Raw genomic sequence first — 24,604 nt, 5'->3', positions numbered from 1 at the left:
CGTCAAGTCCACAATCAGGAGACGCTGCGTGCCTGCCCGCGCCACGCTGTCTGCAGACCGATGACGACCGCACTAGCGAGGATCACGGCCAACCACAGGTAGTAGCCGCTGTAGTGGCGCGTGACGATTTCGACCTTCGCGGTGGTGGTGGGAATCGTCGACCAGCGCATCGCTTCGACCAAAGTCGCTGCGGTCAACAGCAACGAAAGCGCGCCAAACCAGCGCGGCAAGCGCCATCGTAAGGCGACGAGCGCGGTCGGCACAGCGAGGTTCGCAAACCAGCCGATCGTCGGCACCATCCACCAGAACAGCCCGCCGAACACGAGCATCATCCAGCCTGGCATCCGCGCGGTGTCCGCCGCGTCGGTCTGGACCGCTGGCAGAGCGAGCGAGACCGCATAGCCCAGTACGATCGCCCAGACGATGATACGCCGCCGAGCCGCCGTCATCGCTCACCCGGCTCGGGCTTGATCCCATAGGGTTCGACCAGCTTCCAGACATGGTCGGGGATCATCGTCTTCATCCGGCGCGGATGGCTGCGGCGGAGGTGGAGCACGGTCTCGACCGCTTTCATCTCCAGTCGCGCGCGGGCGAATTCGAGACCACGCGGGCCGACCCTCGGCATCAGCCAGCCGAAAATGCGGCGCAGCGGCTTGGGCATCCGCCGCAGCGGCAGGCCGCCGGCCGCCAATTCGGTATTGACGATGAAGCCCTTGACCGGCCCCGCGCGCTTGCCATGGCTTTCGAGCGAGGCGGTTTCCAACTCGTCGCCCAGCAGGCCCACCAGCTCCTCGCCGCGCGCATTGCGGACGATCAGCCATTGCTGCCCCTGTCCCGCCATATAGCCGACCGTCACATCGGCGAGGACGTTGGTGTAATCGACGCAGGTCTTGCACGTCATCGGGAAGAAATCGGGCCGCAGATCGGCGAGCGGCAGTTGCAGGAACGGGATCGCCTTGTGCCGCCCGTCGGCGAAGCGCAGCTCGACATGATAATCGGCGCGAAATTCGAGATAGGTGATCGTTTCGGGCGCGTCCGACAGCAGCGCGAGAAATTCGTGGAAATGCGCGGTCGTCGTATTGTCCGAACACGGCGTGCCGATGACGTAGAGGCGGTCGAACCCCAGCTCGGCCTCGATCCGGCGGAGCGCGTAAACTTGGCACGGGATGCCGATCACCGCGATCCGCCGATGCCCCGCCGCGCGTGCGGGTTCGAGCAGCGCCAGCAGCGGCGCATAGCCCATCCGCATGCCGCGCACCTGCGCCATCCCCTCCGCCTTGGTGACGAGCACCGGCACCGGGCGCCATTTGTCTGCGGGGTCGGGCGCCATCGTCAGCACGGCATCGACCGCGCCCGTCTGCAGCAGCCGCTCGCCGAGGCGGCTGGTGATTCCGGTCCATTGCGCGCCCTCGCGCGGGCTCACGAGCCGCGCTTTGACCATGCGCTGGAACGGGCCGAAGAACAGCTCGTCGCCCTTCGCCGGATCGCGGGCGCGGCCGTGGACGCGCGCTTCCATTGCCGGATAATCGGGCTTGATGAACTGGCAGGCAGCGCCGCAGCGCTTGGGGTCGCTGCTGCGCGAAATGCCGCAGTCGGTGCAGAGGTCGCGGGGTGCGGCGGGGCCAAAGGCTGGCGCGGCGATGCCGGTCGAAGTATCCGATGCAGCCGTCATGCCGTCTCCTTGCTTGCCAATTATGGGCAGCGCCGCCGCGCGCGGTAAAGCAAATTCACACGCCACTGGCGCGCGGCGGACGAGTGGCTATGCTGGCCGACTTGTTGCTGACATCCGAGGACATTGATGACGCGCTTCCTGACTTTGCTCCCGGCCCTAGCCATCGCGCTCGCCCCGGCGGCGCTTCACGCGCAGGCAATCACGCCCGCCGAAGCCGCGCAGATCGACAGGATCGTCACCACCAGCCTCGCGCGCACCGGCGTCCCTTCCGCATCGGTCGCGATCGTGCGCGGCGGGCAGATCGTGTTCACCAAGGCCTGGGGAAAGCAATCGGAAACGCGCAAGATCGCCAGCCCCGACTTGCCCTATCAGATCGCCTCGGTTTCGAAGCAGTTCACGGCGGCGGCGCTGCTGCTGCTCGAGGATGACGGCAAGCTCAGCCTCGACGACAAGGTATCGAAATATCTCCCCGGCATTTCGGGCGGCGACAACATCGCGCTGCGTCAGCTACTCAGCCACACATCGGGGCTGCAGGATTATTGGCCGCAGGATTACAGCTTCGCCGACATGGCCAAGCCGACGACGCCGCAGGGCATCATCGATCGCTGGGCGAAAAAGCCGCTCGATTTCGAGCCTGGCACGCAGTGGCAATATTCGAACACCGGCTATGTCGTCGCGGGACTGATCATCGAGAAGGTCGCGGGCATGCCGTTGATGGATTTCCTCGACGCGCGCATCTTCAAGCCTTTGGGCATGAAGGCGATCGATCAGGACAAGGCGATCGGCCCGAATTATCCGCAAGGCTATCAGCGGTTCGCGCTGGGGCCGGTGCGAGTCGAGAAGCCCGCCGCGCCGGGCTGGCTCTATGCCGCCGGCGAATTGTCGATGACCGCGCGCGATCTCGCGAAATGGGACATCGCGCGGATCAACCGCAGCCTGCTGCCGCCCGACGACTGGGCAGCGCAGGAAACGCCGGTCAAGCTCCCCGATGGGACGACCAATGGCTATGGGCTCGGCGTGGTGACCGGCAATGCGAACGGCCTGCGCTATGTCGAACATTCGGGCGAGGCGGTCGGATTTCTGTCCGAAAACATCGTCTTTCCGGATCAGAAGGCAGCCGTCGTCGTTTTCGTGAATGGCGATTTCTCCGACGCCTACACCAACATCGCGCAGCAGATCACCAAGCTGGTGGTCCCGCCACAGGCCCAAAGCGCCGATGCGGCGACAACTGTGGCGGCGCGGAGACTGTTCGATCAGCTTCGCACCGGCACCCTGGACCGCAAGCTGCTGACCGATAACGCCAATTATTATTTCACGAACGTTGCGCTTGGCGATTACAAGACCAGCCTTGCCCCGCTCGGCACGCCCAAATCGTTCGAACTCGTGCGCAAGCCTCGCTTGCGCGGCGGCTTCATCAACCGCAATTACAAGGTTACCTATGCGACCCGCACACTCAACATCATCACCTATAGCGAGCCCGAGGCGCCCGGCCGGTTCGAACAATTTCTGGTGATGCCCGCCGAATGACCGATTTTGCTTCGCTGCTTCAGCCCGATCGCGGCCAGCCCGCGCGCACGATCGACGTCGTCTATCCCGATGATTTCGCCGGCTGGCTGAGCGCCCAGCCGCCGCGCGTCCGCGCGCTGCTCGCGGCGCAAAAAATCACCGGCAAGGCTGGCAATCGCGCGATTCTGCCCGGCGAAGCCGCCGAGGACTGGTCGGCGCTGCTGGTGTGCGACGAAGCCGAAAGCTCGCCGTGGCGGATTGCGTCGCAGGGCGAGGTGCTGCCCGAAGGAACTTATCGCCTGCGCGACGGTGCGATCGGTGCTGCCGGGCTCGGCTGGCTGCTCGCGCAGCACCGGTTCGATCGCTACCGCACGGGCGAACCGAGCGGACCACGCGTGCTGCTGTCGAGCGACCCGGCAAGGATCGGCGAGACGATCGCGCTGGCGGAAGCGACCGCCAAGGTGCGCGATTTGGTCAACACCGGCGCGTCGGACCTCGGCCCTGCCGAGCTCGAGGCCGAGGCGGAAGCGCTGGCGGCGCGGTTTGGCGCAACGACAACCGTCACGCGTGGCGATGCGCTTGCGACCGGCTATCCGATGATCCACACCGTCGGCCAGGCCGCTGCCCGTGAGCGCGCACCGCGGCTGATCGAGCTCGAATGGGGGCACCCCGACCATCCGCGCGTCGCGATCATCGGCAAGGGCGTGTGCTTCGACTCCGGCGGGCTCGACATCAAGCCGTCGGTGGGCATGCGGCTGATGAAGAAGGACATGGGCGGTGCAGCGCACGCATTGGCGCTCGCCGGGCTGGTGATGGGCGCCGGGCTGAAGGTGCGGCTGCATCTGCTGATCCCGGCGGTCGAAAATGCCATTTCCGGCAACGCTTTTCGCCCCGGCGATGTGCTGCGGACGCGCGCAGGCCTGACGGTCGAGAACACCAATACCGACGCCGAAGGGCGGCTGATCCTCGGCGATGCGATCACCAAGGCGGCTGAGAGCCACCCGGGCCTGATCCTCGACTTCGCGACGCTGACCGGGGCGGCGCGGGTGGCGCTGGGGCCCGATTTGCCGGCGACGTTCGCCAATGACGATGCGCTCGCCGATGCACTGCTGGCGGCGGGCACTGCCGTCCTCGACCCGCTCTGGCGGCTGCCGCTATGGGATGGCTATGACGAAATGCTGAAGTCCGACATCGCCGACATCGTCAATGCACCCGACGGCGGCTTTGCCGGGTCGATCACGGCGGCCCTGTTCCTGCGTCGCTTCGTGCCCGCAGGCGTACCCTGGGCACACCTCGATACCTTCGCCTGGCGCCCGACCGCCAAGCCTGCACGCCCCAAGGGCGGCGAGGCGCTGGGCTTGCGCGCCGCGTGGCAAGTCCTGCGCACGCGTTACGGCTGAGGGTGCCGTCCGTACCAAGACGGGATGGTTTAACGCGATGTAAAGCGCTGAATGCATTTCCGGCTAGGCTATGGCGACATAAGACATTATCGTCCCGCTGTTGACGTCTGAGTCCTAAGCGGTTCAGGCAATTAAGAACGACAAGGGGGGATATCGCCATGCCAGCCATCATCACGGGCACGCGCAGCCAGCAGTTTGCGCCGAATGGCGATATCGATGCGGACGGCGTCTTCGACCCCGGCGAACTGGTCCGCGTCATCCTGCGCATCACCAATAGCGGTGACCAGGACGCGACCGGCGTCAGCGCGAGCGACCCCTTCAACGGGACCACGCTGAACGCAGGCACGGTGCGCATCACCCCGATCGCCATAAACGAAAGCTTCAACATCACCGGCAACGTGCCGATCACTTTCACGGCAGCGCAATTGCTCGGCAATGATCTCGATCCGCTGGGCAATGCAGCAACCCTTCAGATCACGGCCGTCAGCGGCGCGACCAACGGGTCGATCGTCAACAACGGCAACGGCACCTTCACTTTCACGCCGACGACCGGGCTCGACATCGGCCAGACCGCAAGCTTCCAATATACGATCACCGATGCGGAAGGGCTGACCAACGTCACGGGCTTCAACGGCGTCGTGACGCTCAACGTGACCGACGTCATCTGGCACGTCGACAGCAACTATGCGGGTGCCAATGGTGCATCAGACGGGTCGTATCTGCGCCCCTTCACGTCGCTGACCGAACTCAATGGTGTGACCGGCGACGGCACGATCAACGACGACGTCGATTCGGCGAACGAAGCGATTTTCATCAACAATCGTGGGGCCAATTACGGCGCCGGGATCACGCTCGAAGCCGGGCAGCGGCTGTTCGGCGACGGTGCGGCAGTGACCGCCAATGGCACCGCGCTGGGGGTGAGCGCGAGCAATTCGACGATCAATTTTGGTGCTTCCAATGGCATCGTCCTTAACAGTGGCAATACGATCAGCGGGATCAGCCTGAACGGCACGGCAGCAGGCGGTACCGGCATCATCGATTCGGGTGCGAGCGTCGGCGCGCTGACGATCAGCGCCACCAGCGTGTCCGGCACCGGTCGCGCGCTCGCCATCCAAAATGGCGGCGCACTCAACGCGACGTTCGACACGCTCAGCTCGTCGGGGTCGAGCACGCAGGGCGTCGTCATCACCGGCGGCGCGACGGGCTCGCTTACGGCCAATTCGGGCAGCATCGTCAACGCGGGTACGGTCGGCTTCCAGATCGGTACGGCGACAGCATCGTCCGGCGGCAGTGTCGCGGTCAGCTATGGTGGCACGATCACCAATGCGACGGGTTCGGCAGTCAGCGTGCAAAACCACAGCAGCGGTGCGATCACCTTTTCGGGCAATATCAGCGATAATGCAGGTGGGTCGACCAGGCAGATCGAGATACAAAATAACAGCAGCGGCTCGATCAATTTCACCGGCGCAGTCAATGTTGGAACGACCAATGCGCAAGCAGTGGCTCTGCTGAACAATACCGGTGCGACGATCAACTTCAACACGACCGGAACTGGGCTCGACATTGCAACAACCAGCGGTCAAGGGTTCCTCGCGATTGGCGGCGGCACGGTCAATATCACCGGTGCTGGCAACACCGTCAGTACGGGTACCGGCACCGCCGTTACGATCCAGTCCACGACGATTGGCGGCAACGGCGTCAGGTTTGATGCCGTCAATTCGAATGGGGCAGCGAACGGCATTTTCCTCAATAGCACCGGTGCGGGCGCATTTACTGTTAGCGGCACCGGGGCCGCGAACTCTGGCGGGACGATCGCCAACTCGACGGCGCAGGGCATCGGGCTTGTCGCCACTGGCCCGATCAGCCTTACCGGAATTACGGTAACCGGGGGTGCTGGCAGCGGCATCGACGGCGCGTCGGTCAATGGCCTGACGCTGTCGGGCGTGACGATCAGCAACAACGGCAACGCCGCAAACGAACGCGGCGTCTATGTCAACGGGCTGACCGGCACGGCGACGATCACCGGATCGACCTTCAGCGGCAATGCCGATCATAATGTCAATCTGATCAACAACAGCGGCACGCTCAACCTGACGGTCACCAGTTCGAACTTCCGCAATTCGAACAATGCAACCACCGGCAATGACGGGCTGCTGCTCGAATCGAACGGCACTGCGACGACCACCGCGAGCATCACCGGATCGACCTTCGACAATAACCGCGGCGATCACTTCCAGTTCGCGACCAACGGCACCGGCGGCGCGGGCGGATCGCAGAACAACCTGACCTTCAGCGGCAACACGCTGACCACGAGCAATTCGGCGAACATCCTCGGCGGCGGCGTGACGATCAGCCCCTCGGGCGGTGACGATCTGGTCGCGGCGATCAACAACAACACGATCACCGGCACGGTGTCGGGCGCGGCGATCAACTTTGTCGGCGTGTCGACCGTTAGCGGCGGCAACGTTCAGGCGACGATCCAGGGCAATACCATCGGTACCGCGGGTGTCGCCAACTCGGGCACCTCGGGCGGTGCTTATGGCATCAATGCCGAACTCAACGGCAATGGCACGCTGACCACGCTCATCAACAATAACATCGTGCGCGAAATCAGCGGCAACTTCGGCATCGCCGTGCTGGCGCGCGCGGGCACCGGCACGGGCGGCACGCTGAATGCGACCGTCACGGGCAACACGGTCACCGCAACTGCCACCGCGGGCCTGATCAACGGCATTAATGCGACCGCTGGCGTGTCGACCGGCGGCGACCGCGAGACGCTGAACGCGCAGATTTCGGGCAATACGATTAGCGCCGGGTTGAGCACCAACATCCGCGTCCGCGCGCTGTCCAACACGACCAACAGCGGCCTCGCGACGTTCAATCTGCGCGGTTACACCGGCGGCGCGACCGACACAGTGGCTGTCGGCACTTATGTGAGCGGCCAGAATGGGGGCACGACCGCATCGGCGGCGCTGCTGGCCAATAACACCGCGTCCTTCAACAACACCCCCGGCGGTGCCGCGCCGACGCAGCCCGGCACACCCGCCTCACCGCTGCTGGCGGTGGTGCAACTGCCGCAGTCGGGCGCGGGCGACTTTGGCATCGCCAGCACGCCCGGGCTCCTCCCCTTCGGCCCGATCAAGATTGCGACCGGCTCGATCGCCGATCGCTTCGGGCTGTTCGGCGATGGCCCGACCAACGGCCACATCAGCGTCCAGCTCGACGATGAGGGCAATATCATCGGCCAGACGCTCGATCCCAATGCCTTTGACCTGCCCGCCGATCCGGCTGCGGTAGCGGCGCCCGAAGCTACCGCACCAAGCGCACCGACATCGTTCGACCTGACGCCGATCGCCGCGACCGAAACCGGCATTCTGACGCAGGCAGCACTTGATGCCATCGTCGCCGCCGCGATCGAGCGCTGGGTTGCCGCCGGGGTAACCGACGAGCAGCTCGCTGCGCTCCAGGCCGTGCGCTTCGAAGTCGCCGACATGCCGGGTATCTACCTCGGTCTAGCGTCGGCGCGCGGCATTCAGATCGACAGCGACGGCGCGGGCTTCCGCTGGTTCATCGACGCAACGCCGGGCGACGACGTCGAATTCGGCAGCACGAGCGCCGGGCTGCGCGGCCTGAACGAAATCACGGCATCGCGCATCGACTTGCTGACGGTGGTGCTCCACGAGCTGGGCCACGCGATCGGGCTTGAAGACACCTATCTGTCGAGCGACAGCAGCAACCTGCTCTATGGCTATATCAACCCGGGCGAGCGCCGCCTGCCCGCCCCCGGCCAGGCCGAAGGTGCGGTCCCCGGCAGCGTGACCGGCGAAGCCTTTGCGCTTGGCGCGACCGCCATCGGCACGCTCGCCGCCGGCCGCGCAGTCGAAATCCAGTTCGATTCGACCATCAATGCGCTCGGCAACCAGGTCATCACCAACCCGACCTCGGCCTCGACGATTACGGGCAGCAACTTCGCGACCGTTACCAGCAACACCCAGACGCTGACGATCGACACGCTGACGCTCGGCGGATCGGTGTTCATCGACACCAACCGCGACGGGCTGCAGAATAATGGCGAAGTCGGGCCGACCGGCGTCGCGCTGACGCTGTTTGCGGATACCAACGGCAACACCATTCTCGACGCTGGCGACACCCAGCTTGCAACCGGCACAACCGGCGCGAACGGCGTCTACAGCTTCGCGAACCTTGCCCCCGGCAACTACATCGTCCGGCTCGACGCTTCGAATTTCACTGGCGCTGGCGCGCTTAATGGCCGAATTTCGACAACCAGAGTAGTCGATCCGAACAATAACATCGCCGGTGACAGCAACGGCAGCGTGATTACGGGCGGCATTGTCTCGAACCAGATCATCACGCTCAGCTATAACAACGAGCCGACAGCGGGCACCGGCAACGACACCAACAACACGCTCGGCTTCGGTTTCTTCTCGCCCAGCGTCGGCGTCAATGATGCTGGCACGGTGAACGAGAATGCCACGACGTCGATCGCGATTCTGGCGAACGACAGCGATCCGGGCGGCACGCTGACGATCAACCAGATCAACGGCGTGACGATCGGTGCAGGCGGAACAGTAACGCTGGCATCGGGGGCCATCGTCACGCGCAATGCCAATAACACGCTGACTTATAACCCGAACGGCGTCTTCAACTACCTCATTCCACCTGCCACGGCGACGGCCACCGGCGCCGCCAACGGCAGTGCCATCGACAGCTTCACCTACACGCTCGTCGGCGGGGGTACTGCGACCGTCAACGTGACGGTCAACGGTGTTGATTCAGCGGGCGACCAGCTGCGCGGCGACGCGGGCAACAACACGCTGACCGGCACCAACAATGTCGATTTCTTCAACCTTTCGCAGGGCGGGAATGACACGGTATCGGGCGGCGCCAGCAACGACGCCTTCTATTTCGGCGCAGCGTTCAATGCCAGCGACACCGTTGACGGCGGGACCGGCACCAACGACCAGATCGCGCTGCAAGGCAGTTACAGCTACAACTTCGGCGCCAGCCAGTTGAGCAATGTCGAAGTGCTCGCGCTGCTGTCGAGCACCGTCAACACCTATGGCGGCGGCAGTGGCACGCCGTACAGCTACAATCTGGTGATGAACGACGGCAATGTCGCTGCGGGCCAGGAACTCGTCATTTATGCCAGCAGCCTTGCGGCAAATGAAAGCTTCCAGCTCAACGCCTCGTCCGAGACCAATGGGTCCTACCGCGTCTATGCCGGACGCGGCGCCGACACGATTGCCACGGGCGCGGGCAACGACGGCATTTACTTCGGCCCCGGCGCCTTCGATTCGAACACCGACACGGTCAATGGCGGCGCGGGGACCAACGATCAAGTCGCCCTGGACGGGAACTACACCACCACCTTTTTCGGCGTGACTTTCCAGAATGTCGAAGTGTTGGCGCTGCTCCGCGGCGTCGTCGGCGATCTGGCGAATTACAACCTGACCTTTGTCGATGCCGTTGTCGGGGCCGGCCAGACTTTCACCATTCACGCGCTGCCCGTGGCGACCAACCTGATTCTCAATGCCTCGGCCGAAACCAATGGCAATTACAGCATCATTGGCGGCTATGGGGACGACACGATCACGACCGGGGCGGGCGCCGATACACTCTTTGGCGGCGTGGGAGCGGATATCCTGACCGGCGGGGCCGGAGCGGACATCTATCGCTACACCATCGGCGGCGAATCTTCGGGCGCCGCGTTCGACCGCATCAACGGCTTTGTGTCGGGCGTCGACCGGATCGACACGTTCAACACGATCACGGCGATCGACGCGACCGTTACGTCGGGCGCGCTGTCGACGGCGACATTCGATGCCGATCTGGCGGCGGCGCTGGGGCCGGCACAGCTGGGCGCGAACCATGCGGTGCTGTTCACGCCGACGTCGGGCACGCTGGCCGGAACGACCTTCCTTGTCGTCGATGGCGATGGGACTGCGGGCTATACGCTCAACGTCGATCTGGTGATCCAGCTGAGCAACCCGCCGGCATCAATCGCCACCACCGATTTCATCTGAGGGCATTCGGCGGCGGCGGTATCACGCCGCCGCCGTCATCTGGCGCTGTCCGCTTGGGTCGGCCAATCAGGCGCGTTTGCGAAGTGTTGGATCCGAATGCGGATGCGGCAAACGCCATTCGCTGTAATCCGAAGGTTCGAACGGTCGCCAGCCGTTGAGATCGCGGACAAGCGGCAGGCCACACCCGCGACATTCGCTACGCATGTTGACCGAATCGTTCCACACTCGTCGACGATTGGGACTATGCTGGCCGACCAGGCACCGGACCGCTTGAATCATGGCTGACCTCCTGTTCCGAACGCTCGCGGTCCTTAAAGTCCAAAGATGACAGGCGTGCGCGCGCGTCGCGAAAAAGGGGCTGATCGACGTTAAGTCGGCCTAATCGCGCGGCGATTCACGCAGATAGGGGGCCATCGCCGCAAGATCGTCGGCCGCGGCCTCGGCGAGCCGGGCCTCCATCGCCCGATAGCGCGCGAGCACTGCGCGGCCCGTTGGCGAGACCCGCGCACCGCGCCCTGCCCCTCCCCCGGCTTGCGCTTCGACCAGCTTGTCGGTGAAGCAGCGGTTCATGCTGTCGACCAGTAACCATGTCCGGCGATAGCTCATGCCGAGCGCGCGACCGGCGGCCGAGATCGACCCGGTCTGCTCAATGGCTTCAAGCAGATCGGCCTTACCTGGGCCGAGCGCAGGCTCGTCGCCGCAGAAGAGCTGCGCTTTGAGCTTGAGTGGTCCGACACGCATGGTTCAGGCTAGTCGCAGCATGTGCGACGGCGCAAGATGGCGCGGCGCCAATAAGGGGGAGTGATGTCATGCCGCTTTATGAAATCGACGGGCATCGCCCGGTGCTCGACCCTGCCGGTGCCTGGGTCGCGCCGAGTGCCGATGTGATCGGCGACGTCCGCCTCGCCACCGACGCGAGCGTCTGGTTCGGCGCCGTGATCCGCGGCGACAACACGCCGATCATCGTCGGTCCCCGCAGCAATGTGCAGGAGGGCGCGATGCTGCATTCGGACCCCGGCGCGCCGCTGACGATCGGCAGCGACTGCACGATCGGCCATCATGCGATCCTGCACGGCTGCACGATCGGCGATCTGGTGCTGATCGGCATGGGCGCGATCGTGCTGAACCGGGCTGTCATCGGCGAAGGATCGATCGTCGGCGCGGGCGCACTGGTGACTGAGGGCAAGAGCTTTCCGCCGAACAGCCTGATCGTCGGCAGCCCCGCACGCGTGGTGCGCACGCTCGACGACGCCTCAGCGGCAATGCTGCGCATGTCGGCGCAGCATTATGTCGACAAGAGCCGTGCCTGTGCGACGGGGCTGAAGCGGATCGATTAGCTCCCCGCGAGCCAGGCTGCGGTTGCCGCGCGCAGCCGGTCGGCTGCCGATTTGCGCACCGCAATGGCCGTCAGCGCGCGCTTGGCCCCGCCGCGCGAGGCTTCGGGCAGGTTTTTCTCGGCGAAGGCCTGGATCTTGCCCGGCATCGCCGGATCGTTCGACCGGCTCCCCAGCGCGACGATAAAGCCCGCGCGCGTGCTCGTCTCCAGCAGGCTGTTGACGAGATCGAGATTAGCGACCGCGAAGTCGAACGCCATGTCCGGGTGGCGCCCGGCAATCGCGCCGAGCAGTTCGGCCTTTTGTGGCGCGGTGAAATCATTTGCCTTGATCAGGTCGAGCGCCCGCGCCGCCAGTGCATCGTCGCGCGCCGTGCCCAGCAGCCGGATATAGCCGTTTTTCGCAACCGGATTGTTGGTCGACTTGGCGATTGACAGCAGCGCATCCCATTCGGCGGGCGTCGCGTTGACGGCATAGGTGGTCAGGATCGGCTGGCGGATCGCGGGCGGGATCGCAGTGGGATCGGTCGCCAGCGCCGCCACATAGCGCCGCGCCTGCGCGGCGACATCGGGATCGCCCGCCAGGCCGAGCCGCGACACCAGTGTCTCGCGCAGATTGGTCACAATCGCCGGCTCGTCGGCCTTGGCCGTGAAACCAACGCGCGCCATCACCGGGGCGAGCAGCTTGATCGTCCGTGCGCGCAGCGGCGCCTCGAGGTCGGTCTGCGCGAACAACCCAGCCAGCCCGCCGATGTCGTCGGCGATCATGTCCCATTCGAGTGGATTGGCGTCAGGCGTCACCGCACCGACGAGTTCGAAATAGCGCGCGAGACTCTGGTCACCCGAGGCCGCCAGCGCGAAATCATCGCCAAGCGTGCCGAGCCGGTCGGCGACCGCCAGCCGCGAATAGTCGCGCACCAGCGCTGCATGGGCCGCATCGTCGTACTTCACCCGGGCATAGCTGCCCTTGCCGAGATTGGCGACGACGGTGCCACAGCCCGCGACCGTCATCGTCTGGGGCGTCTCCGACTTCACAAAGGTCTGGGTCGGCGTGCCGCCCAGCGTCGCGACGGTGAGTGGCACCTGCCAGCGCTGCGGCACCTTGGACGCGGCATCGAGCCCGAACCGCGACTGCGCCAGCGTGACATTGGTCTTGCCGCCGCTGCACGTCACGCCCGACACCGTGATCAGCGGCACGCCGCCTTGCAGCGTGAAATCGCGCGCGAAACTCTTGACCGGCATATTCGATGTCGCTTCGAGCTCGGCCCAAAGCTGATCGGTTTCGGTGTTCCCATATTTATACTTCGCCATGTAGCGGCGGATGCCGGCGCGGAAGGGATCGGCGCCGAGCGTCGATTCGATCATGCCGATGACGGCCTGGCCCTTTTGATAGGTGATACTATCGAACGCCTCGCCAATCTGGTCGACGGTTTCGACCTTGCGAACGATGGGATGCGTCGCGGCGGTCGAATCTGCGCCAAGTGCGGCTTCGCGGTCGTTCGACACCGCCGTCTCGCGCGCGAACCATTCGGGGTTGAGATCGCCGCTGGCCTTGTTTTCCATCCACGAGGCAAAACCCTCGTTGAGCCAGAGATCGTCCCACCAGCGCATCGTCACCAGATTTCCGAACCACTGGTGCGCCACTTCATGCGCTACGGTGACGAAAATCCCCTGCTTGCCGCTGACGGTGGCGCGCTTGGGATCGTAAAGCACGGTCGGCTCGAAATAGAAGATCGCCCCCCAATTCTCCATCGCGCCGAAGAATTGCGACGACCCCGGCCCGGCGACCATGTCGAGCTTGGGCAGCGGATAGGGCTGGCCGAAATAATCGTTGTAATAGCTCAACAGCCGCTTTGCCGAAGCAAGTGCATAATCACCCTGATCGACGACGCCGCGCCGGGTGATGATGCCGATTTCGGTCTTGCCGGCCATCACCGTCTTGCGCTCGACATCGCCCATGCCGAGGAACAGCAAATAGCTCGACATCACCGGCGATTCGGCAAAGCTGAATAGCTGACGCCCATCGGCGAGCCGCGACACGGTGGCCGGCATGTTCGAATAGGCAAGCTGCTTGGCCGGCGCGACTGCCGATAGCTTGAACTTGGCCTTGAACGCCGGTTCGTCGAACATCGGCGCGAAGCGGCGCGCGTCGGGCGCCTCGAATTGCGTCGCGAGCATCCGCGCTGCCGAGCCGTCAGGATTCTTGTAGTCGATCGCAAAAAAGCCCGCGGCCGTATCGTTGATCGTACCCGACCAGACGAACCCCAGGCTATGCGTGCCGGGCTTGAGCGGCGCGGGTGCGGTCAGCGTGATTTGCTGGCTCGCCGCATCAAGCTTGAACGGCACTGGCTTGCCATCGATGGTCGCGCGCGTGATCTTGAGGTCAGCGGCGTTGAGCGTCACCGTGCGCACTGCCTGTTTCGCCGTCACCGTAATCGTCTCGAGCCCGGTGAAGGTCTTGGCGGCCGCATTGGGATCGACCCGGATGTCATAGCGGACCGGGACCACCGAAGTCGGCAACTGCCCCGCAGCCAGCGCGGGAGCCGCAACCGTCACCATGAGACCGGCAAGACCCAGGCGCTGCACCAACGACATCATGGTAAGTCTCCGCAATTAAATTTCTCCGGCTCCTGCCGCAATTTGGCGGTTGAAGCAATTGCCGACCGCTGGACAGAATATTCGGTTGCGCTATGAAACGAACATGAGCCTGCCACCTTTATTCGACCGCCTGCGCCTGCCCGTGATCGGGTCGCCGCTGTTCATCATCTCGGGTCCCGAACTCGTCATTGCCCAGTGCAAGGCGGGGATCGTCGGCTCCTTCCCCGCGCTCAATGCGCGGCCGCAGGCGCTGCTCGACGAATGGCTCCATCGCATCACCGAAGAGCTTTCGGCATGGAACCGCGACAATCCCGATCGCCCCGCCGCGCCCTTCGCCGTCAACCAGATCGTCCACCGCTCGAACGACCGGCTTGAGGCCGATCTGGCGACCTGCGCGAAGTGGCAAGTGCCGATCATCATCACCTCGCTCGGCGCGCGCGAGGATCTCAACACCGCCGTGCATGGCTGGGGCGGCATCACGCTGCACGACATCATCGACGATCGCTTCGCCCGCAAGGCGATCGAAAAGGGCGCCGATGGGCTGATCGCGGTTGCAGCCGGCGCCGGTGGCCATGCCGGTCGCCTCTCGCCCTTCGCGCTGATCCAGGAAATCCGCCAGTGGTTCGACGGTCCGCTGGCGCTGTCGGGCTCGATCGCCAATGGCGGCGCGGTGCTGGCGGCGCAAGCGATGGGCGCCGACCTTGCCTATATCGGCTCGGCCTTCATCGCGACCGAGGAGGCGAACGCCCAGCCCGCCTATAAGGAATCGATCGTCGCGTCGAAGGCCGCCGACATCGTCTATTCGAACCTGTTTACCGGCGTGCACGGCAATTATCTGCGCAGCTCGATCGAAGCCGCCGGGCTCGATCCCGACAACCTGCCCGAGGGCGATCTGAGCACGATGAACTTCGGCGGCAATGCCGGGGCCAAGGCATGGCGCGACATCTGGGGATCAGGCCAGGGCATCGGCGTCGTCGATCACGTCGGCACGGTCGCGGAAATGGTCGAGCGGATCGCGGGCGAATATCGCGCGGCGCAAGCGCGGCTGGGCGTGGCGGAGGCTGTGGCGGCTTAGGTCTGATCGCGCTCGGTCTAGTGTCTGAATTTGGTGGGAGGCGGACGGGCAGCGTCAACCCGCATTTGCGCCTGATGTATAGAATCTACTTTAGCCCATCGCCCCGTGCTTGACACGGGGCGACGGGGGACTTTGAGCGGCGTTGCGTACGCAATGAACGTCTGTCGCTCAGGCGAAAGCTGCCGTCCGACCGACCCCTAAATCGACACCGCCAGCCGTTCCAGAATCGCGCGCGCCGGGCTTTCCGTCGGCGTGCCCAGCTGATCCGCATCGAGCCGGGCAGTGCGGCGGAACAGATCGATGCTCGCTCGCACCAGCGCCCGCGTCTGCGGTGGCATCGATGCAATCACTTCAGGATCGGAATGCGGCGGCGCCCCCAGCCTTCGCGACGGATCGAGCGCGTCGGTCCGGCTCATTTCGCCGGCATCCACCGCGCGCTGGGTGAGCAGCCAGGCAATCACGTGCATCAGCCGCGTCGTGACTTTCAGTGACTCGCACGAATAGGCCACGCGCTCCATTGGCCCGAGCGCCTCGCGATCCTCGCGACCGCCTTCGTCGAAATAGGCGCGCGCCTCGTCGGCGAGCAGCATCGCCTCGACGTATAGCGCGTCGACCAGCCGCCGGTGCAGCCGAGAACTGACCTGTTCCGTCCCCATCGCTCTGTGCTGCCAGAAACCGATCGCAAGGGAAATGCGGCGACTCAAGCCGACCGTCCCAAAGCGGCGCGATCAGGCGATTATATCGGGGATAAGTTGATCCTCGAGCAGACTGATCTCGTCGCGCAGTCGCAATTTGCGCTTTTTCAACCGCGCGAGCTGGAGTTGATCGGTCGAATTCTGCTCGAACAGCGCCGCGATCGCCGCATCGAGGTCGCGATGCTCGATCTTCAGGATTTCGATCCGCTTTGCGATCTGGCGATCGTCCATGACCCCGTCTCTAGCGTTCAGCTCGTGCCGCTCCCCGCGCCATAGCAAAACTGCGCGCCGAGGCGAGCCCCATCATGCAGATTATCGCGTGATTCGGCGCGTCCGTCGCACGCCGGGTGAAATGCCCGCGACACCGCCAGCCATCTGTGATTTATTGATCCACCCGCTCGTTGTCGGGCGGCTATTCAGGAAAGGAAGTCCTCTCCATGCTCAGCAACCATCAAGCAACATTGGCGGCAAAGCACGCGACACTCGATCAGCGCATTGCGCTCGAATCCCAGCGGCCCCTACCCGATGCGATGGTGATTGCGCAACTGAAGAAGCAGAAGCTCAAGATCAAGGAAGAGCTCGCCGCGCACTAGGCGCGCCGCCAAACCGCACCGGCGCCGCGCGCCAAGCGTCGACGCCGGTGTGGTCTCAGATGACTGGCAGGATCGGCTTGACGAACACCGGCGGCTTGGCATTGCCGCTGACCGGCTTGCGCGCGAGCACAGGATCGATCGGATGATCGAACGCGACGCCGATGCGGCCCGCCACGCTCCACGCCACCCGGCCCGGAATCCAGCCAATCCCACGCACGTCGAGTTCAACAGCCGTGCCTTGTGCGATCGGATCAGACACTTCGGCCATCAGCCCGCCGGCCGAAAGATTGCGGATGCGCACCTGGCGCACGACTTCACGCTGCGCGCTCTGCCGAAACTGGGCGACCAGAAACAGGCTGTCGCGCGACTGATTGCGCTTGTGCGCATTGTCTTCGCTCCAACCCTCTTGATCCGGATTTTGCCCGACGTGATCCATGCTTGCCTACCCGACCTCGCTAGGGGAATTTCGGTGGGAAGCTAACAGGCAAGGGGTATCAATTTACTTAAAATGCCGTGGCCGGCGGGGTCGCGTCAGTCCTCGCGCGAGACCTTTTCGTTGCGCTCGTGGCGCTCCTGCGCCTCGACGGTCATCGTTGCGATCGGGCGAGCTTCGAGCCGGGCGAGCGAGATCGGCTCGCCGGTGACTTCGCAATAGCCATATTCGCCTTCTTCGATCCGGCGCAGCGCAGCATCGATTTTCGAGATCAGCTTGCGCTGGCGGTCGCGGGTGCGCAGTTCGATCGACCAGTCGGTCTCGCTCGATGCGCGGTCGGTCAGGTCGGCCTCGCGCAGGCTTTCGGTCTGGAGCTGCGACAGCGTGCCCTGTGCCTCGAGCAGGATCGCGTCCTTCCATTGTAGCAGCTTGGTGCGGAAATAGTCGAGCTGGCGGGGATTCATAAAAGGTTCGGAAGCGCTCGGCCGATAACCGTCGCCACCATCATTGGCCGGGATCGGCCCGGTCTTTTCGGGTTCGTCGATGCGGTTCACCTGCGATGCCATCCCCACTCTCCTACGCAAACCAAGCCTTGTGGCCCTTGCCCCTCGAGCGCGCCTATAGCCACACATGCAGCGAGCGACAAGCGAGCCTTTGGTCGAAAATCGCGGTCTTTCGGCGCTTTGCACCTAGTCGCCGCGGGAGGAACGCTCGCGCGGCGGCCAGCCTGGTTTAGTTCCCGGCGGCATGGCCGGTAACTTAATGACAAATCGGCATAATGATTAACAAATGGCGCAGGTCAGCCGCGTTCAACCCACGATTTCGTGCCAATAAGATACGTTAACCAATTTATTCCGCCCATTGTAGTCACCATGAGCCTTAGGGGAGATCAAATCATGGTTAACGTTGTTGAACTTAACGCTTTGTTCTGCACTTTGCGAGATGAGCAGCAAACCAGTTGACCGTGCCCTTGATCGCACGATCGGCCGGAAAATTTGAAAGAGTGTAGCAATGTCTGTGCGGATGGCTCTGGCGAAACTTTGTGCTTGCGCATGCGGGGGCGCGGTTGTTGGCGGCGGTGCGGTGCACGTCACCGAATCGGCCAAGCCGCGCGCAGCCTATGTCAAGCACACCAAGCGGATCGTTCGCACGACTGTCGCGCGTCAAGGCAGGCAAGTGCGCCGCGTCGTGACGCGCACCACCGCAACCTGCCCACCCGCCACGGTCCAGATCGCCAGCCAGCCGATCCCGCTGCCCCCGCCCTATGCGGCGTCGAGCGGCGACTTCCCGGTTTCGGGCGGTGGCGGCGGCGTGGCCCCGGTGATTATTGGCGGCAGCGGCGGCTTTGGCGGCGGCTTCGGCGGCTTCTTCGCGGGCGGATTCTTCGGTGGCGGCGGCGGCAGCAGCGGCGTTGTAATCTCGTCGAACGGCGGCGGCACGTCGAGCGCGAGCAGCACGAGCAGCGGCGCGACGTCGTCGAGCACCAGCTCGGGCACTTCGAGCGGCACCAGCTCGGGCACTTCGAGCGGGACCAGCTCAGGCACCTCCAGCGGCATCAGCATCATCATCTCCTCGACCTCGAGCACCGGCGGCTCGGGCGGCTCCTCCACCTCATCGTCGACCTCGTCGGGCGGCAGCGGCGGGTCGTCGACGTCGTCGGGGAATGTTTCGAGCACGTCGTCGACCGGCGGCTCGTCGACGGGCGGTTCGTCGTCGTCGACCTCATCGGGCGAAGTCTCCAGCACCTCGTCGAGCGGCGAAGTGTCGAGCACGTCGTCCACCGGCGGCTCTTCGACTTCGACCGGTGGCTCCTCGACCTCAACCGGCGGTTCGTCGACCTCGACAGGTGGGTCCTCGACCTCAACCGGCGGATCGTCGACCTCGACATCGACCGGTGGCTCGTCGTCGTCGGGCAATGTCTCCTCGGCCTCGTCGGGCGACGTCAGCAGCTCGACCTCGTCGTCGAGTGCATCCAGCGCCAGCAGCGCGTCGAGCGCCAGCTCCTCGGGCTCGTCGTCGATGGGCTCGTCGAGCGTCGGCTTCAGCACCAGCGCCTCGGGCTCGACTTCGGCCAGCGGCAGCACCGGTTCGTCGGGTTCGGCAAGCGGTAGCACGTCGTCGGCATCGTCGGCGTCGAGCGCGTCGTCGGGCAGCACCGGCAGCTCGGGGTCGAGCGGCACGCCGACGCCGGTTCCGGCACCGCCGATGGTGCTGCTGTTCGGCGCCGCCGCCGCCGCGCTGGTCGCGCGCAAGCGGCTCGCCAAGCGTCCGGACGCCGCCGTAGCCGCATAAGCTTGCGTCGCGGCAAGGCCCTCGCCATAGCGCGGGGGCCATGCACGACATCCGATTGATCCGCGAAAATCCCGAAGGCTTCGACGCGCAGCTCGCGCGCCGGGGCCTTCCCGCGCAAGCGACCGCCCTCGCCGCGCTCGACGAACGCCGCCGAATGCTGGCCACCGAAATGCAGGCGATTCAGGCGCGCCGCAACGATGCCTCCAAGCTGATCGGCGCGGCGATGGCCAAGGGCGACAAGGACGGTGCCGAGGCGCTGAAGGCCGAGGTCGCCGCGCTCAAGGACCGCCTGCCCACGCTTGAGGCGGAAGAGAAAGAGGCGACGACGGCGCTGAAGGCTGCGCTTGAGATCATCCCCAATCTGCCCGCCGCCGACGTGCCCGATGGCGCGGGCGAGGAAGAAAATGTCGAAGTCGCCCGCTGGGGCACGCCGCGCGCCTTCGACTTCACGCCCAGGGAACATGCCGACCTGGCGCCAGCGCTCGGCATGGATTTCGAGACCGGCACGCGGCTGTCGGGCGCGCGATTCACTTTCCTGCGCGGCGACATGGCCCGCCTCCACCGCGCGCTCGGCCAGTTCATGCTCGACGTCCAGACGCGCGAGCATGGCTATCAGGAATGCAACCCGCCGGTGCTCGTCAAGGACGAGGCGATGTACGGCACGGATAAGTTGCCGAAGTTTGCCGAGGATAGTTTCCGCACAACCGACGACCGCTGGCTCATCCCCACCAGCGAAGTTTCGCTCACCGCCAGCGTCATGGGCGAACTGCTCGACGAAAGCGCCCTGCCGATGCGCCTGACCGCGCTCACCCTGTGCTTCCGCTCGGAGGCGGGCGCGGCGGGGCGCGACACTCGCGGGTTCATCCGCCAGCACCAGTTCGAGAAATGCGAGCTCGTCAGCATCGTGCGCCCCGAGGACAGCGAGGCCGAGCACGACCGCATGACTCGCGCGGCGGAAACCATCCTCGAACGGCTGGACCTGCCCTATCGCAAGCTGCTGCTGTGCACCGGCGACATGGGTTTTGGCGCGCGCAAGACCTATGACCTCGAAGTCTGGCTGCCCGGCCAGGGCCAGTTCCGCGAGATCAGCTCCTGCTCGAACACCGGCGATTTCCAGGCGCGGCGGATGAACACCCGCTACCGTGTGGCTGGCGAGCAGAAGAAGACCGAGTTCGTCCACACGCTCAACGGCTCCGGCCTCGCGGTCGGGCGGACGCTGGTGGCGGTGATCGAAAATTACCAGAACGACGACGGCAGCGTCACCGTACCCGACGCATTGCTCCCCTATATGGGTGGTCTGACCCGGCTGGAGCCCAAAGCCTGATGCGCATTCTCCTCACCAATGACGATGGCTATTATGCACCCGGCCTCAAGGTGTTGGAGGCAATTGCTGCCACCCTGTCCGATGATGTCTGGATCGTCGCGCCCGCCGATGAGCAATCGGGCGCGGGCCATTCGCTGACGCTCACGCGCCCGATCCGCGTGCGCAAACATGGCGACAAGCGCTATGCCGTTGCGGGTACGCCGACCGACGCGGTGATGATGGCGCTCGCCAAGATCATGAAGGACACGCCGCCCGACCTCATCCTGTCGGGCGTCAACCGCGGCGCCAACCTCGCCGAGGATGTCACTTATTCGGGTACGGTATCGGCAGCCATGGAAGGCGCACTCGCAGGCGTCCGCTCGATCGCGCTCAGTCAGGCTTATGCGCGCGAAGGCATGGGCGATGTCGTCCCGTTCGAAGCTGCCAGCGTTTGGGGCGAACGCGTGCTGCGCCCGCTGCTCGACGCGCCGCTCGCACCGCGGACGCTCGTCAACATCAATTTCCCGGCGCTGGCTGCCGACCGGGTGCTGGGCGTGCGCGTCGTCGACCAAGGGCTGCGCGATTATGGGCGATTGCAGATCGTCAGCAATCGCGATCCACGCGGTTATGAATATCACTGGTTCGCGCTCGGGCCGTCGATCGAGACGCCCGCGCATTCGACCGATGTCGAGGCCATCGCCGACGGTTACATTTCGGTGACGCCGCTCCATCTCGACCTGACACATCGTGAATCGCTCGATATGCTGACGGCGGCGTATCGTTGACGAAGGTGGCTTGAAATGCGCGGGTGGTGGGGATTGCTGGCGCTGGCGGCACTGGCTTCGGCCTGCGTCCCGCCCCCGATCGAGCGCGCCAGCGACTATCCGCCCGACCGTCGCCCCACACTGCCGCCGCCGCAGATCGAATCCGACACCCGCATCCCCGCCCCGCCGCGCCCGGCCTGGGAAGCGCGCCCCGTCACGCCCGACGCGGTCGAAATTCCGGCGAGCGAATATGTCGTCGTCCCCGGCGATACGCTACGCGCCATCGCCAACCGCACCGGCGCGGGGACCGAGGCGATCGGCGACGCCAACGGCCTGATCCCGCCCTACACCGTCTATGTCGGCCAGCGACTGCGGATTCCGGCGGGCCGCTATCACCTCGTGCGCCCGGGCGAGACCGGCATTGCCATTGCCCGCGCTTATGGCGTGCCCTGGGCACAGATCGTCGCGGTCAACAATCTTGTCGAGCCCTATGTGCTGCGCGCCGGGCGACGGATCATCATTCCGCGCACCGCCAGCAATCCGCCGAGCGCCGCCGAACGCGCGGCGGCGTTTCACCTCGACATCGACGACATCGTGACCGGCAGCGAGCCAGCGCTCGGCCCCAACAAGCGCCCGGCGCCGGCGTCATCCTCGCCGACGCGGATCCTGCCGCCCGACGCCGCCATCGCCGCGCCGCCGCGCCGGACGGGCGGCTTCGTCTGGCCCGTGAGCGGCACCGTCGTGCGCCGCTTCGGCCCCGGCGGCACCGGCGAGCGCATGGACGGAATCAAGATCGCAGCCCGGACCGGCACGCCGGTGCTCGCCGCTGCCGACGGCGTGGTGCTCTATGTCGGCGACGGCGTACCGGGGCTCGGCAGCCTGGTGATGGTCCGGCACAGCGATGGCTGGGTCAGCGTATACGGGCACAACAGCCAATTGCTCGTGCAGCGCGGCCAGTCGGTGCGGCGTGGGCAGGCTGTTGCGCTGTCGGGCGCCAGCGGCACGGCCGACCGGCCCGAATTGCATTTCGAACTGCGCAAGGGGCGAACGCCCGTCGACCCGCTGACCCAGCTTCCGCCGCGCTGAGATTGCGCGAGCGCGGCACTTTCCTCTAAGCGACCGGCATGTCCAATTACGCTTCCGATCTGCTCCGCCTGCTCGACAGCCGCGGCTATATCCACCAGCTGACCGACGCGCACGGGCTCGATGCGCTTGCGGCAAAACAGGTCGTGCCCGGCTATATCGGCTTCGACGCGACCGCGCCGTCGCTCCACATCGGCAGCCTCGTCCAGATCATGATGCTGCGGCGGCTGCAACAGGCCGGGCACAAGCCGATCGTGCTGATGGGCGGCGGGACGACGAAGGTTGGTGATCCATCGGGCAAGGACGAGAGCCGCAAGCTGCTCGACGACGCCGCGATTGCCGCCAACATCGCCTCGATCCGAACGGTGTTTGAGCGCTTCCTGACGTTCGGCGACGGCCCGAGCGATGCGGTGCTGCTCAACAACGCCGACTGGCTCGACGCGATTGCCTATATCCCGTTCCTGCGCGACATCGGGCGGCATTTCACGATCAACCGAATGCTCGCGTTCGATTCGGTCAAGCTGCGGCTCGACCGCGAACAGCCGCTGACCTTCCTCGAATTCAACTACATGATTCTGCAGGCCTATGACTTCATGGAGCTGTCGCGCCGTGCCGGCTGCCGGTTGCAGATGGGCGGGTCGGACCAATGGGGCAATATCGTCAACGGGATCGAGCTTGCGCGCCGCGTCGACGGCACCGAAGTGTTCGGGATCACGACGCCGCTGATCACCACCGCCGATGGCGCCAAGATGGGCAAGACCGCGAGCGGTGCGGTGTGGCTGAACGAGGATCAGCTGTCCGCCTATGATTACTGGCAGTTCTGGCGCAACACCGACGACCGCGACGTCGGCCGTTTCCTGCGGCTGTTCACCGACCTGCCGCTCGACGAGATCGCCCGGCTCGAAGCGCTGGAAGGCGCGGAGATCAACGCCGCCAAGATCGCGCTCGCCGATGCGGCAACCGCGATGTGCCGCGGGGAAGCCGCTGCTGCCGAAGCATCCGAGACCGCGCGCAAGATGTTCGAGGAAGGCAGTGCGGGTGGCGCCCTGCCGACGCACGTGGTCGAAGGCGGCAGAATCGCGCTGGTCGATGCGCTGGTCGCGCTGGGCTTTGCGGCATCGAAGGGCGAAGCGCGGCGGCTGATCAAGGGCGGCGGCGCGCGCATCGTCCGCCTGTCGGCCGGCAAAAAGAACCACGGGCTGCTGGTCGCTACACAATAAGTTGTAGTCAATTTCGCATTAGCGCTTTCTCTACCCCTGCCATTTACCCGGGACTGCGAGCGTGCGGGGGGCACGATACAGGGATGGCGATGATGGCAGGCGCTTCGGCCGCCGCGTACCGGGACGAACGCACCACCGGTCGCGACGAGGTTCATTACCGGGCACGCGCGATCGGCCCCGACGCGCGACCGCTGCAGCTGGTGATCGTCAATATCTCGGCGCTCGGGCTGATGGCGCGCTGCGACGGCGATTTTCGCGAAGGTGAACGGTTGCACATCACGCTGCCGGTGGTCGGTGTCGTCTCCGCGCAGGTGCGCTGGTCGCTGGGTGGCCGGATCGGCTGCGAACTCGACCGGATGATCGAACTCGCCGACTATTACGAACTGCTCGCAGCGATGCTCAAGCCGCGCTGATCAGCCCGACCGCAGCAGCGCCACCCCGGCATCGCGTTCGAACAGATACAGCGCCAGCCGCGCCGCCTGGCCGCGCTCGCCCGCCAGCCCGCCGTCGCGATCGATCAGCAGGCGGGTGTCGTCATGCGCGATCGGCAGCAGCTCGCCGAGCATCTCGGGGCTCGCAAGCCGGAACTGCGC

At 65.2% G+C, this 24,604-nt stretch carries 21 protein-coding genes; 11 read left to right on the top strand and 10 right to left on the bottom strand.

Annotated features, from left to right (window positions below; all coding sequences use genetic code 11):
• Positions 1-14: 14 nt before the first annotated feature.
• Positions 15-449 (bottom strand): hypothetical protein, encoded by a 435-nt coding sequence (locus tag AX672_RS04580; protein WP_066648941.1) that lies wholly within the window; start codon positions 447-449, stop codon positions 15-17.
• Positions 446-1,672 carry a Coenzyme F420 hydrogenase/dehydrogenase, beta subunit C-terminal domain gene (locus AX672_RS04575; protein WP_066648938.1) on the bottom strand — a complete coding sequence of 409 codons (1,227 nt, stop codon included), beginning with the start codon at positions 1,670-1,672 and terminating at the stop codon, positions 446-448. Before AX672_RS04575 ends, AX672_RS04580 begins: the two co-directional genes overlap by 4 nt.
• Before the next feature lie 126 nt (positions 1,673-1,798).
• Here AX672_RS04575 and AX672_RS04570 point away from each other — a divergent pair, with 126 nt between their 5' ends.
• The 3 genes from AX672_RS04570 (at position 1,799) to AX672_RS04560 (ending at position 10,622) form a co-directional block, all read left to right on the top strand.
• Positions 1,799-3,199, top strand: coding sequence for a serine hydrolase domain-containing protein (locus AX672_RS04570; RefSeq protein ID WP_066648936.1), 1,401 nt, complete (start codon positions 1,799-1,801; stop codon positions 3,197-3,199).
• On the top strand, positions 3,196-4,578 hold the full coding sequence (locus tag AX672_RS04565) for a leucyl aminopeptidase family protein (RefSeq protein WP_066648934.1): 1,383 nt from the start codon (positions 3,196-3,198) through the stop codon (positions 4,576-4,578). Before AX672_RS04570 ends, AX672_RS04565 begins: the two co-directional genes overlap by 4 nt.
• 158 nt (positions 4,579-4,736) lie before the next feature.
• A complete protein-coding gene (locus AX672_RS04560) occupies positions 4,737-10,622 on the top strand; it encodes an Ig-like domain-containing protein (RefSeq protein WP_066648930.1) in 5,886 nt (1,961 codons plus the stop codon).
• A 378-nt stretch (positions 10,623-11,000) separates the two neighbouring features.
• Here the strand turns inward: AX672_RS04560 and AX672_RS04555 are convergent, their stop codons facing one another.
• The gene (locus AX672_RS04555; protein ID WP_066648927.1) at positions 11,001-11,363 is read right to left on the bottom strand and encodes a winged helix-turn-helix domain-containing protein; all 363 of its coding nucleotides are present in this window, start codon (positions 11,361-11,363) and stop codon (positions 11,001-11,003) included.
• A gap of 68 nt (positions 11,364-11,431) precedes the next feature.
• On the opposite strand from AX672_RS04555, the gene AX672_RS04550 reads away from it, so the two are divergent.
• Positions 11,432-11,959, top strand: coding sequence for a gamma carbonic anhydrase family protein (locus tag AX672_RS04550; protein WP_066648924.1), 528 nt, complete (start codon positions 11,432-11,434; stop codon positions 11,957-11,959).
• On the opposite strand, the gene AX672_RS04545 is transcribed toward AX672_RS04550, so the two are convergent.
• Positions 11,956-14,553: a M1 family metallopeptidase gene (locus AX672_RS04545; protein ID WP_066648921.1), complete on the bottom strand. Its 2,598-nt coding sequence runs from the start codon at positions 14,551-14,553 to the stop codon at positions 11,956-11,958. The two genes, AX672_RS04550 and AX672_RS04545, sit on opposite strands and share 4 nt — an antisense overlap.
• Positions 14,554-14,656: 103 nt before the next feature.
• Between AX672_RS04545 and AX672_RS04540 the strand changes: the two genes are divergently transcribed.
• Complete coding sequence (locus tag AX672_RS04540) at positions 14,657-15,628, top strand: NAD(P)H-dependent flavin oxidoreductase (protein ID WP_066648989.1); 972 nt, start codon at positions 14,657-14,659, stop codon at positions 15,626-15,628.
• Between the two features lie 197 nt (positions 15,629-15,825).
• Here AX672_RS04540 and AX672_RS04535 read toward each other — a convergent pair whose 3' ends face one another.
• Together AX672_RS04535 and AX672_RS04530 are read right to left on the bottom strand one after the other, a co-directional pair.
• Positions 15,826-16,284: a DUF1465 family protein gene (locus AX672_RS04535; protein ID WP_066648918.1), complete on the bottom strand. Its 459-nt coding sequence runs from the start codon at positions 16,282-16,284 to the stop codon at positions 15,826-15,828.
• 72 nt (positions 16,285-16,356) lie between these two features.
• The gene (locus AX672_RS04530) at positions 16,357-16,554 is read right to left on the bottom strand and encodes a YdcH family protein (RefSeq protein WP_066648915.1); all 198 of its coding nucleotides are present in this window, start codon (positions 16,552-16,554) and stop codon (positions 16,357-16,359) included.
• Between the two features lie 206 nt (positions 16,555-16,760).
• Here AX672_RS04530 and AX672_RS18135 point away from each other — a divergent pair, with 206 nt between their 5' ends.
• Positions 16,761-16,916 carry a DUF465 domain-containing protein gene (locus AX672_RS18135; protein ID WP_082730375.1) on the top strand — a complete coding sequence of 52 codons (156 nt, stop codon included), beginning with the start codon at positions 16,761-16,763 and terminating at the stop codon, positions 16,914-16,916.
• 55 nt (positions 16,917-16,971) lie between these two features.
• Here AX672_RS18135 and AX672_RS04525 read toward each other — a convergent pair whose 3' ends face one another.
• The 3 genes from AX672_RS04525 to AX672_RS18490 form a co-directional block, all read right to left on the bottom strand.
• The gene (locus AX672_RS04525) at positions 16,972-17,352 is read right to left on the bottom strand and encodes a PilZ domain-containing protein (RefSeq protein WP_066648912.1); all 381 of its coding nucleotides are present in this window, start codon (positions 17,350-17,352) and stop codon (positions 16,972-16,974) included.
• Between the two features lie 95 nt (positions 17,353-17,447).
• The gene (dksA, locus tag AX672_RS04520) at positions 17,448-17,915 is read right to left on the bottom strand and encodes an RNA polymerase-binding protein DksA (protein ID WP_066648910.1); all 468 of its coding nucleotides are present in this window, start codon (positions 17,913-17,915) and stop codon (positions 17,448-17,450) included.
• 696 nt (positions 17,916-18,611) lie between these two features.
• Positions 18,612-19,601 (bottom strand): hypothetical protein, encoded by a 990-nt coding sequence (locus AX672_RS18490; protein WP_066648908.1) that lies wholly within the window; start codon positions 19,599-19,601, stop codon positions 18,612-18,614.
• Positions 19,602-19,681: 80 nt separating this feature from the next.
• On the opposite strand from AX672_RS18490, the gene serS reads away from it, so the two are divergent.
• The 5 genes from serS (at position 19,682) to AX672_RS04490 (ending at position 24,424) form a co-directional block, all read left to right on the top strand.
• Entirely contained in the window at positions 19,682-20,965 is a 1,284-nt protein-coding gene (serS, locus tag AX672_RS04510; protein ID WP_066648906.1) for a serine--tRNA ligase, read from the top strand.
• Positions 20,965-21,729 carry a 5'/3'-nucleotidase SurE gene (gene surE, locus AX672_RS04505; RefSeq protein WP_066648901.1) on the top strand — a complete coding sequence of 255 codons (765 nt, stop codon included), beginning with the start codon at positions 20,965-20,967 and terminating at the stop codon, positions 21,727-21,729. Before serS ends, surE begins: the two co-directional genes overlap by 1 nt.
• 15 nt (positions 21,730-21,744) lie before the next feature.
• Positions 21,745-22,794, top strand: a complete 1,050-nt coding sequence (locus AX672_RS04500) for a M23 family metallopeptidase (RefSeq protein ID WP_066648897.1) — start codon at positions 21,745-21,747, stop codon at positions 22,792-22,794.
• Between the two features lie 38 nt (positions 22,795-22,832).
• Positions 22,833-24,011: a tyrosine--tRNA ligase gene (gene tyrS / locus AX672_RS04495; RefSeq protein WP_066648894.1), complete on the top strand. Its 1,179-nt coding sequence runs from the start codon at positions 22,833-22,835 to the stop codon at positions 24,009-24,011.
• 92 nt (positions 24,012-24,103) lie between these two features.
• Positions 24,104-24,424, top strand: a complete 321-nt coding sequence (locus tag AX672_RS04490) for a pilus assembly protein PilZ (RefSeq protein ID WP_066648987.1) — start codon at positions 24,104-24,106, stop codon at positions 24,422-24,424.
• On the opposite strand, the gene AX672_RS04485 is transcribed toward AX672_RS04490, so the two are convergent.
• The coding region (locus AX672_RS04485; protein ID WP_168727329.1) for a hypothetical protein at positions 24,425-24,604 on the bottom strand (180 nt) is incomplete at its 5' end.

It is taken from the genome of Sphingomonas sp. CCH10-B3, from assembly GCF_001556185.1.
Lineage (GTDB): Bacteria > Pseudomonadota > Alphaproteobacteria > Sphingomonadales > Sphingomonadaceae > Sphingomonas > Sphingomonas aquatica.
The sequence above is the reverse complement of the archived record's forward strand: the minus strand, read 5'-3'. Positions and strand labels throughout refer to the sequence as shown.

Coding starts and splice junctions, on each gene's coding strand:
- AX672_RS04580 (WP_066648941.1), bottom strand. CDS start 449: ATGACGGCGGCTCGGCGGCGTATCATCGTCTGGGCGATCGTACTGGGC.
- AX672_RS04575 (WP_066648938.1), bottom strand. CDS start 1,672: ATGACGGCTGCATCGGATACTTCGACCGGCATCGCCGCGCCAGCCTTT.
- AX672_RS04570 (WP_066648936.1), top strand. CDS start 1,799: ATGACGCGCTTCCTGACTTTGCTCCCGGCCCTAGCCATCGCGCTCGCC.
- AX672_RS04565 (WP_066648934.1), top strand. CDS start 3,196: ATGACCGATTTTGCTTCGCTGCTTCAGCCCGATCGCGGCCAGCCCGCG.
- AX672_RS04560 (WP_066648930.1), top strand. CDS start 4,737: ATGCCAGCCATCATCACGGGCACGCGCAGCCAGCAGTTTGCGCCGAAT.
- AX672_RS04555 (WP_066648927.1), bottom strand. CDS start 11,363: ATGCGTGTCGGACCACTCAAGCTCAAAGCGCAGCTCTTCTGCGGCGAC.
- AX672_RS04550 (WP_066648924.1), top strand. CDS start 11,432: ATGCCGCTTTATGAAATCGACGGGCATCGCCCGGTGCTCGACCCTGCC.
- AX672_RS04545 (WP_066648921.1), bottom strand. CDS start 14,553: ATGATGTCGTTGGTGCAGCGCCTGGGTCTTGCCGGTCTCATGGTGACG.
- AX672_RS04540 (WP_066648989.1), top strand. CDS start 14,657: ATGAGCCTGCCACCTTTATTCGACCGCCTGCGCCTGCCCGTGATCGGG.
- AX672_RS04535 (WP_066648918.1), bottom strand. CDS start 16,284: ATGGGGACGGAACAGGTCAGTTCTCGGCTGCACCGGCGGCTGGTCGAC.
- AX672_RS04530 (WP_066648915.1), bottom strand. CDS start 16,554: ATGGACGATCGCCAGATCGCAAAGCGGATCGAAATCCTGAAGATCGAG.
- AX672_RS18135 (WP_082730375.1), top strand. CDS start 16,761: ATGCTCAGCAACCATCAAGCAACATTGGCGGCAAAGCACGCGACACTC.
- AX672_RS04525 (WP_066648912.1), bottom strand. CDS start 17,352: ATGGATCACGTCGGGCAAAATCCGGATCAAGAGGGTTGGAGCGAAGAC.
- dksA (WP_066648910.1), bottom strand. CDS start 17,915: ATGGCATCGCAGGTGAACCGCATCGACGAACCCGAAAAGACCGGGCCG.
- serS (WP_066648906.1), top strand. CDS start 19,682: ATGCACGACATCCGATTGATCCGCGAAAATCCCGAAGGCTTCGACGCG.
- surE (WP_066648901.1), top strand. CDS start 20,965: ATGCGCATTCTCCTCACCAATGACGATGGCTATTATGCACCCGGCCTC.
- AX672_RS04500 (WP_066648897.1), top strand. CDS start 21,745: ATGCGCGGGTGGTGGGGATTGCTGGCGCTGGCGGCACTGGCTTCGGCC.
- tyrS (WP_066648894.1), top strand. CDS start 22,833: ATGTCCAATTACGCTTCCGATCTGCTCCGCCTGCTCGACAGCCGCGGC.
- AX672_RS04490 (WP_066648987.1), top strand. CDS start 24,104: ATGGCAGGCGCTTCGGCCGCCGCGTACCGGGACGAACGCACCACCGGT.